Genomic DNA, 5,922 nt, shown 5'->3' on the forward strand with positions numbered 1-5,922 from the left:
GATACCACCACTGACTTGCAACTGACCTTGTTCAACCAATGTCGGGCCTTTATAGATGCTATTTTTACCTGTCAGTTCCAGCATACCGCGACCAGTTTTAGTTAACCCGCCGTGGCCTGAAATGTCATTACTCCAGAAATCATACGCACATTCGATAGTGTCGCATACGCGCTCTACCGTTGTGCCTTTTTCAATGATACCGCCAATACCGGTGATATTTGCAACGAACTGAGTATCGGTGTAAGAGCCGGGAATATAGAACTCCGCAGGAATATCTTTCTCAGTAATAAACATTTTCGGGCCATCAATGGCGTCTTTCAGGTTCAGCATGCCCCAGCCAAAGCGTGCATCAATACCTTTTTCACCCAAATCTGTCGCGGTGGTTTTAAGCACATCAGAAATCTGGGCTGCGGTCATATAAGGGAAACGTTGCATCAGAACAGCTGCTGCACCTGCAACATGAGGAGCCGCCATGGATGTACCAGTTTTGTTACCATAGGTGGAATTATCAATCTCAAGTTCCTCATTTTCTAATGCATTTTCGTTTATTTCCCTATCTGTTTTGGAGACAAAATCACCGGTACTACTATAAATTTGAGTGCCCGGAGCGGATAAACAATAACTAGCGGTATATCCGCAACTGGTAGAAGACAGAGCCAGTACCTTTTCCTGAGTCAGATTGGCAACATTGAGATAATTTTTTAACACTTCAGGGAAAAAAAACGGCATACCCGCATCTAATCCGGTAATGTTATAATTGTTTGAGTTTCCCGCAGCAAAAACAATAAGTTTTCCATGTCGTGCAGCACGTAGCAAACCAGCTGTTGCAGTTATATCATCATCTAATAACTCTGGGATGGGTAAGCGGCTTAACCGATCCAATTCAATTGGTTTAGCAGAATTAATAACATCATTCAAAGTGACTTGAACGTAATCCCACGTACCATCCTCTCGCCTTAACTTTTTACCTTGCTTATCTCGCTTAATCTCAGGGGGAACACCCCAACTATTATTGATAATCCGGACATTACTTTGGATCATCGCTTCTGTACGGTTATATTCAGTGCTCAAAAATTTTGCAGTCACCAAGCCTGCGTCAAATGCCACTCCGTGCATTCCTTTTCCATCTCGGTTTGCTGCAATCGTACCTGCTACATGGTTACTATGGTTGCCAAAACTAATCGTTCCATCTTCATTTTTTCTATAATTCCAAGGATCTTCAGGGCTTAATATCTTAAGTTTTCCGGCAAATTCAACATGAGGAGTCGTTGCTTGATCCAGAACCCCCACATTAATGCCTTTTCCTGTATAGCCACGGGCATAGGCATAATGTGCACCAATCGCGTTTAATCCCCATTGGCGTTTAAACTCTTCTGATAACCAGCTATCGGGAGAATTTAACTGCCCCTGTTCCTGATACCCGTTATCCGCGATTGTAGCGGTAGCAGGTAAAAGTCCACACAATAGTGTTACCCACAAAACAATAGGTCTTACGGAATTATTTTTTTTCATAGAAATAGGCCCATTTTCCATATAGTGAATCATCCCGAATTACTACTTAATAAATAACAATTCAGAATATTTTTATGATAAAAAGATTATTTACCTATATAACCGGCAGCCAAATATCATCCCAAAAATAAATCATTATTGTGGGGATAACTCTGATAACAGAAATTAATGCACAGGAAGTGAATATTATAAAGTCGCCGGTGGATGCATATGAAATAGCATTTCCCATTCAAAGGCAAGACCTGATTTAACTTTATGTAAACACGCAATTAACAAAAATTTAATCTATTTATTTCTTTAAAATCAATCTTATATCTGTAACCTTCATAAAATTAAACTTTTATACAAATATTTTTTATTATTATACAAATAAAAAATATTCTTCAAGTTAATTTAATATCATTATCCATTTATTTATCTGGTTATTTTTTTACGCTGTTCAAATAAATATATTTATTGTAAATTAAAAAATAAACACGGCTTGAAAAATTCTTCAATGATATTTTAAAAATACACATAAAAACCATTGGTAATAGGCCGTGTAAAATTTCAGATGGGAATTTTCTTTATGCTGAACAATTTCCGGTTAATAAAAGAAAGTAAAAATGAGAAGTGTATAAAAAAACTCACTGCCAGCCAGTACTAACAGTGAGTTTGTGTATTTATCTGATTTTTATGAACTAGAATTTCCAGTTGGCATTGAAGAACACACCGTTATCTTTGTGACCACTGGATAAGACACCATTATATCCCAGCGATAATTTCGTATTTTCATTAATACCCAACGAAGTACCGGCTTTGATGACCGCCGCATTACGCGCCGCAGAAACACTGTTGACCGCAAATGACACTTCACTGTTGCTGAAACTCAGTGTGTTGTTACGCTCCGCATTACCAAACTGATGTTGCCAGCCTAGCTCACCATACATGCCGACTGTCAACTGGTCTTGCGACTGCCAGTTTTTATTTACCCGTAAACCCAGTGTTGAGAAGGTGGCATTTTTCGACTGTTTTTTGCCGGTCAGTGCAGCCGCACCGCCGTGCTCATTAATACCTTCGTTACGGAAATTCACATGAGACAGGTTGGCGAAAGGCTCCAGATTCAGCCAGTCCGGATTCACACCGTAAGCTGCTTCAGCAAATAACTGCCCGGTTTGTGCGCCGTATTTGGCTTTCAGGTTATCGGATTGTCTGCCAAAAGCCACGGAACGCTCGGTATCAAAACGATGCCAGCTATAAGCGATACCGGTACGCAGTGCCAGCGCATCCAGTTGCTTGCTGCCATAAAAAGCCAGATGAACGTTATCACTGCCCGCAGATGTATTATCCCCCCCGCGCAGGGAAGAGCGGGTAAAACCGGTGGCTATCCCGAGACGCAGGTCATTCGCCAGTTCTCGGTCTGCGCCCAGTAATACGCCGTAATTCGACATCCGGTAGCCGTTGGCTTCGTTATTGCTGTTGGTGCGTTGCCAGTTACTGGTGATTTGCGCCCAGACTCCGTTCTGGTCAGCTTTGATATTCTGGCTTGTCAGGCCACCGTCAGCCTGACGCAGACGGGTATTCAGAGTATCACGCAGATAACGGCTGGCATCGATTTGTGCCGCAGCAATATCGGTATGGATTTGACCGGAAGACAATTGCTGGAAGGCGTTGCCTGCCTGTGCCGCCGTATTTGACATCAGGATGCTTTCATAAACCGGATGACCTAAGTTCAGTTTATCTGCGGCCTGCGCTATGGCACGTTCATTGGCGGTTTTAGCCACACTGACAAAGGGAGTAGCATTACGGTTGATATTCAGTGTTACGCGATCGGGCTGGTAGCTCAGATTGGCTCCAACGAACAGGTAGTTAGATGAAGCAGTAGTAAACTGACCTTTGATGGCATTATCTGCTTTTGTTTGTAGGATCTTGTATTTTTGACCAAAAAAGCTGCTAACTTTTTGTTTTGAGAATGGGTCATTACTCAGTTCTAATATTGCTTGTACAGCTCCACCTTTTAAGGTTACTTCACCCTCACTGTAAATAATGTCACTGCGGTCACTTAATTTTTCAGTATTGGGAGATATCTTAACCAAATAATGTGAGTCTTTCTCGAATAAAACATCACGGGAAACGTTCAGTGTGCCGATGACATCCGTACTCAAGAGGCCAACATTACCGGGTGCAATGTAAGCACCGGCTTGAGCAGAGAGTGAACCCACCGTTCCGTTCCCACTCAATGTGGCACCATTATGTACAGTCACATCAGAAGTGATGCCACCACTGACTTGCAACTGGCCTTGCTCAACCAGTGTCGGGCCTTGGTAAGTGCTATTTTTACCTGTCAGTTCCAGCATCCCCCGACCGGTTTTTGTTAACCCCCCGTGGCCTGAGATATCATTGCTCCAGAAATCATACGCACATTCGATAGTGTCGCACACACGCTCTACCGTTGTGCCTTTTTCAACGATACCGCCAATACCGGTGATATTTGCAACGAACTGAGTATCGGTGTAGGAGCCGGGAATATAAAATTCGGTCGGAATATCGTCTTCAGTGATAAACATTTTCGGGCCATCAATGGCATCTTTCAGGTTCAGCATGCCCCAGCCAGAAAGTTCATGTATTCTTTTTCCTTCTTTATTGACAATTGTGGCAGTAGTTTTAAGTACATCAGAAATCTGGGCTGCTGTCATATAAGGGAAGCGTTGCATCAGAACAGCTGCTGCACCAGCAACATGAGGTGCGGCCATGGATGTACCGGAATATCTTCTATAGCTCGAATTTATATCTAGCTCTCCATTATTAAAAGCATCTTCATCTATTGTTCCACTAATTTGTGAAATAAAATCACCTGTACTACTGCTAATGTTGGTACCCGGGGCAGATAAACAATAGCTGGCAGTATATCCACAACGGGTTGAAGACAGAGCCAGTTCCTTTTCCTGAGTCAGGTTGGCAACATTAAGATAATTTTTTAAAGCGTCAGGGAAGAAAAATGGCATACCTGCATCTAACCAGGTAATGTTATAATTGTTTGAGTTTCCCGCAGCAAAAACAATAAGTTTTCCATGTCGTGCAGCACGTAGCAAACCAGCTGTTGCAGTTATATCATCATCTAATAACTCTGGGATGGGTAAGCGGCTTAACCGATCCAATTCAATTGGTTTAGCAGAATTAATAACATCATTCAAAGTGACTTGAACGTAATCCCACGTACCATCCTCTCGCCTTAACTTTTTACCTTGCTTATCTCGCTTAATCTCAGGGGGAACACCCCAACTATTATTGATAATCCGGACATTACTTTGGATCATCGCTTCTGTACGGTTATATTCAGTGCTCAAAAATTTTGCAGTCACCAAGCCTGCGTCAAATGCCACTCCGTGCATTCCTTTTCCGTCTCGATTTGCCGCAATAATCCCTGATACATGGTTACCGTGATCACCAAAACTAATCGTTCCATCTTTATTTTTATCATAGTTCCAAGGATCTTCAGGGCTTAATCTTTTAAGTTTTCCGGCAAATTCAACATGAGGAGTCGTTGCTTGATCCAGAACCCCCACATTAATGCCTTTCCCGGTATAGCCACGGGCATAGGCATAATGTGCACCAATAGCACGTAATCCCCATTGGCGATTAAACTCCTCTGATAACCAGCTCTCAGGCGAGTTTTTCAACCCCTGTTCCTGATACTTGTTATCAGCCATTGATGTGGTAGTAGGTAAAAGTCCACACAATAATGTTATCCACAAAACAATAGGTTTTACGGAATTTCTTTTTTTCATAGAAGTAAGCCTGTTTCTCATACAGTGGATTCTTTTGAGTGGATTATTTAATCAACACACACCAAAAGACCTTTATAATAAAATATAATTTAAAATGAGCGTTTCTGGCGGCATCAACCTATTATCGCAATGAGTTGTCATTTCGAAAATGGATTTGGTAGTGGAAATGAATACACTGGACAATAATATTAATAGGCTACCAATAACTTACCAATGAAATAATAAGCAAAACTTAAAAGCAAGGAGTAATTTAATTTAGTTTCAAGTATGTCTATTTTTTTTGTTAAATTTCAATGTGATGAATTTTATTGCACTTAAATAAAAATACTTCAAATTGATTTAGTTTTACTATTTTTTATTATTGATAATAATATTTTCAAGTGTAATCAAATGAATTTCATCAGCTACAATGAAAAAATGAATAAAAACCCGTAAATATTTCATTCATCCTATTTATACTCTTTATTTAATCTATAAGGATATTCATAGACAGGATCTTAAGAATTAAGCCTTTCAAAACACGCATCCAATGTTTTGTTTTTACATGATTTTCTTTGTGGTGTTTTGAACGCGTTCTGGCATAAATATTCTTGTGCTTTTTCCAGCCAAAAATACGTTTCCGACCACGCCTTTTGGAGCAGGT

Annotated in this window: 2 protein-coding genes; both read right to left on the minus strand. The window is 40.7% G+C overall.

Features of this window, described 5'->3' with window-relative positions:
• Nucleotides 1-1,512: S8 family peptidase (locus tag Xinn_RS19725; protein ID WP_153043421.1), on the minus strand; the 1,512-nt coding region annotated here is incomplete at its 3' end.
• A gap of 680 nt (nt 1,513-2,192) precedes the next feature.
• The gene (locus Xinn_RS19730) at nt 2,193-5,279 is read right to left on the minus strand and encodes an autotransporter domain-containing protein (RefSeq protein WP_099137775.1); all 3,087 of its coding nucleotides are present in this window, start codon (nt 5,277-5,279) and stop codon (nt 2,193-2,195) included.
• Between the last annotated feature and the right edge of the window lie 643 nt (nt 5,280-5,922).

This window comes from Xenorhabdus innexi (assembly GCF_002632485.1).
Taxonomy (GTDB): domain Bacteria; phylum Pseudomonadota; class Gammaproteobacteria; order Enterobacterales; family Enterobacteriaceae; genus Xenorhabdus; species Xenorhabdus innexi.

Excerpts from the sequence above, each read along its gene's own strand:
- Xinn_RS19730 (WP_099137775.1), bottom strand. The coding sequence starts at position 5,279 with ATGAAAAAAAGAAATTCCGTAAAACCTATTGTTTTGTGGATAACATTA.